The sequence below is a fragment of the Oscillochloris sp. ZM17-4 genome, from assembly GCF_019599295.1.
GTDB lineage: Bacteria > Chloroflexota > Chloroflexia > Chloroflexales > Chloroflexaceae > Oscillochloris.
In genome coordinates this window covers 96,700-100,677 of the sequence record NZ_JAIEWN010000021.1, presented here as the reverse complement: position 1 = coordinate 100,677, position 3,978 = coordinate 96,700, and the positions used below count along the sequence as shown (strand labels likewise).

2 protein-coding genes are annotated in these 3,978 nt (G+C 72.1%); one reads left to right on the top strand and one right to left on the bottom strand.

Translation table 11 applies throughout. The annotated features are described in order from the left end of the window. Window positions 1-2,784 (top strand): FHA domain-containing serine/threonine-protein kinase (locus K2Z83_RS16215; RefSeq protein WP_220596232.1); only part of this gene is annotated, 2,784 nt, incomplete at its 5' end. A 284-nt stretch (window positions 2,785-3,068) separates the two neighbouring features. Here K2Z83_RS16215 and K2Z83_RS16210 read toward each other — a convergent pair. Then, a partial coding sequence (locus K2Z83_RS16210; protein ID WP_220596231.1) for a polysaccharide deacetylase family protein occupies window positions 3,069-3,978 on the bottom strand: 910 nt, incomplete at its 5' end.

The window sequence follows — 3,978 nt, the reverse complement described above, 5'->3', positions numbered from 1 at the left end:
CCGGTCTACCAGGCCCGCCGCCAGGGGGCCGACGGCCCGCGCGCCCTGAAGATCATGAGCCCCAGCCTGACCCAGGACGATGGGTTCCGGCGGCGGTTTCACGAGCGCAAGGAGACGATCAGAGACCTGCGCCACGCCCATATCGTGGAGATTGAGGCGATCGGTGAGGATGCCGGGCTCTGCTACGTGGCGCTGGAGTGGCTTCCCGACGGCACCCTGCGCAACTTTATGCAGCGCCGCGGCAGCGCCGGCTGGTCGCTGACGATGGCCCTCGACCTTGCGCGCCAGGCCGCCGAGGCGCTGTCGTTCGGCCATAGGCAGGGCTTCATCCACAGCAGCGTTAAGCCCAACAACCTCGTCCTCGCCCGCCGCGCCGACGGTCAGAGCGGCTACACGCTCAAGGTGACCGACTTCGGCCTGGCCGCCCTGCTGATGGAGCAGGAGGGCGCCCTGGACGATGTCTGGGGCGACTCGCTGATCTACGCCCTCTCGCCCGAGCGCTGCCGGGGCCAGGAGCTCGACGGGCGCAGCGACCAGTACGCCCTCGGCGTGATCCTCTACGAGATGGCCACCGGCAGCGTCCCCTTCGAGGCCAAGACCCTCGACGCCGCCGTGTTCCGCCACGTCTACACCGCGCCCGTGCCGCCGCGCGACATGATCCCCGAGATCCCGGCCAACCTGGAGGCGATCATCCTGCGCTGCCTCGCCAAGTCGCCGGTCGACCGCTTCCCCGACGCGTCCGACCTGGCCACGGCACTCCAGGATCTGCTGCGCAGCCCGGCGATGGCCCCGACGCTCAGCTTCGCCCCGCGGCCGGCGGGCGGTGCCGCCGGCGCCGCCCGCCCGGCCGGCCCGGTGATCCCCCGCGTGCAGGCCCTCGACCAGTATGGCCGCGCCCTCGTCGCCCGCGACCTCACCGGCGATGGGCTGACTGTCGGCCGCGACCCGCGCAACGCGATCGTCCTCGACGGCGAGGAGATCGAGCCCTCGCACCTGGAGATGGACTGGGACGGCAGCGCCATCCTCGTCACCAGCCTGGCGACGAGCGCGACGGTGATCATCGGCGACGCCGCCATGCGCCCGCGTGAGACGCGCGTCTGGAGCTGGGACGAGCCGATGCGCCTGGGGACGTTCTGGCTGCGCGTCGAGCCGGTGCCCGTAGGCAGCGCCGCTGCCGCCGCGCCGGCGAGCACATCCAACGCCTTCAACCCAGCGCCTGACGGCCCCGCGCCCGTGGTGATCGCGCTGCCCCCCGCCGGCGGTGCGGCCGTCGCCAGCGGCAACGTCATCAGCATCCCGCCCGACCCGAGCATCGCCCCCGCCGCCCCGGCGGACGCGGCGCCCGCCGAGGTGCTCACCGACCGGATCGGGATCATCCTCGACCAGGAGAGCCTGACGCTCACCCCCGGCCGCCCCGCCACCTTCCGCATGACCCTGGTCAACCTCGGGTCGATCGTCGACCACTTCAAGGTTGTCGCCGAGGGCGTGTCCGAGTCGTGGATCGTTGGGCAGGCCCCGCAGGTGCAGCTCAACCCCGGCGCCAAAGACCTCGTCACCCTGAACATCCTCGTGCCCCAGGTGCCCGAGAGCCACGCCGGCGAGTACCCGGTGACCATCCGGGCCCGCTCGCGCGAGAACCCCCGCGAGTCAAACACGGCCGACGCCCTCTGGACCGTGCTGCCCTTCGCCAGCAGCAGCTTCGACCTGCGCCCGAAGAAGCGCAGCCGCCTGCTCAAGGGCCTCTACCGCGTGCAGGTCAACAACCAGGGCAACGCCCCGGCGACCTACAACCTGAGCGCCGCTGACGATGAGGAGGCGCTCGGCTTCCTGTTCAACGAGGAGCGGATGACCCTGGCGCCGGGCGCTGTCGGGCGCACCGACCTCCAGGTTCGCCCCAACCAGAAGCGCTGGTTCGGCCAGCCGGTGCAGCACCGCTTCTCGGTGCTGGCCAAGCCTACAGGCCAGGGCGAGACCCACAGCAGCTCGGCCCAGCTCGCCCAGCTCGTCTTCTTCCCGCGCTGGCTGCTGCTGCTGCTGCTGCTGCTGCTGCTGCTCGGCCTGCTCCTGGCCTGGTTCCTCTCCCTGCCGAAGATCATCACCCTCTCGACGGTGCCGCCGGTGCCGGTCGCCGGCAACCCCTTCGCCGTCAAGTGGAATGTGACCAACGGCCCGATCCTGGAGCTGCACGTGAACCAGACGCCGGTGCCGCTACAGACAGGCGAGACGAGCCACATCCTGCCGGGCTACCAGTCGCCGCCGCTGATCGAGCTGCTGGCCCGCAACCAGGTGCTCGGCCGCGACAGCGACTCGATCAATGTCAGCCTGATCGCGCCCTCGCCGACCCCCACCAATACGCCCACGCCGGTGCCGACGCTTACGCCCGTGCCGCCAACCCCCATCCCGCCCCCCACTCTGGCGCCCACCGAGCCGCCCACGCCGACGGTGCCCTCGGCCACGCCCACGATCACGCCCACGCCCACCAGCCAGGCGCTCTGCGAGGTCAACGGCACCCTCACCCTCACCGGCACTGGCCCGCCGAAGGCCCCCCTGGTGGTCTACTTTGACGGCCGCCCCGTCGGCGGCGGCCTGACCGACGATGCCGGGCGCTTCTCGATCCTGCTGGGCCGCTTCCGCGAGCAGCCCGGCCGCTACCCGCTCACCGTCGAGGTCCGCGCCACCCGCCAGGTGCTGCTCTTCATCACCTGCATCGTCCCCACGCCCGTCCCCCTGGAGACGAACACGCCCACAGCGACATCGGCGCCTACGGCGACATCGGCGCCGTAGGCGCGGCCCTGTGCCCTCTCATAAGAGCATGTTAGCGCGACTAAGCCCTGGGTGAACCTGTGAGCGTCGGTGCCTCAGCTGGCGACTGACGTCGCAGCGTGGGGGCCTCCGGCCAACCGCCCGCCTACGCGGGCGGCGTCGGCGCAGGCCGACGCCCGGCGCGCAGCGCCGCTCCGGCGCGACGTCAGTCGCCAGCCGGTGGGGCTTGACCCAGCGCTTATTCGCGCTAACCAGTTTTTTGTGGGAGAGCTGCGCTCTCCCACACCCTCAGCGCGCGCGCCCTCCTACGGCAGGTATGCCGCCACCGTCGCCTGGAAGCCGTCCTGGGACATATCGCCATAGATACGCAGGCGCGGCAGGGCGAAGGGGTCGTCCTGCGGGCCCTGCTGGATGGTGGTGGTGGCGCTGGTGTAGCCGCGCTCGCGGGTGATCGCGGCGATCTCGGCGTTGAACTGGCCGGCGGGGTAGCAGAAGCTGCGCACGGGCGCGCCGAGCTGGGCGGCGATCTCGGCCCCGGAGCGGCCGATCTGGTCCACGTTCTCATCGTGGCTGAGCGTGGTCAGGTCGATGTGGCTGATGCTGTGGGCGCCGATCTCCATGCCGGCGTCGCGCAGGGCGCGGATCTCGCCCCAGCCCATGTAGGCGTCGTGGCCGACAAAGCCGCTGACGATGTAGAAGGTGGCGGTGACGCCGTACTGCTGGAGCAGGGGGAAGGCGTCGGTGTAGGCGTCCATGTAGCCGTCGTCGAAGGTGAGGGCCACGGCGCGGGCGGGGCAGGGCGACTCGCCGCGGATGCAGCCGGCCAGGGCCGACATCTGCACCGTGTCGTAGCCCGCGCGGCGCAGCCAGTCGAGCTGGGCGGCGAGCTGGGCGGGCGTGACCGAGAGGCCGTAGCCGAGCGGGTCGACGCCGGGGTCCACCGTCCGCACATAGTGGTACATCAGGATGGGCACGTAGGGGCGCTGCCCGGCGGGGGCGGGGGCGAAGGCGGGCGCGGCCGGCGCGGGCGTGGCCGGCGGCGACGCCTCAGCCTGCGGGGCGGCCCCGCCGCTGAGCGCGGGGGCGGGGGCGGGGGCGCCGAGGGCGCTGGGCGGCGCGAGGCGCGCCGTCTCCCTCCCCGTCGAGAGGGCGATGGCCGCGAGTAGGAACAGCACCACAAACAGCGGGATCGCGAAGCGCACGGCCACACCTCTG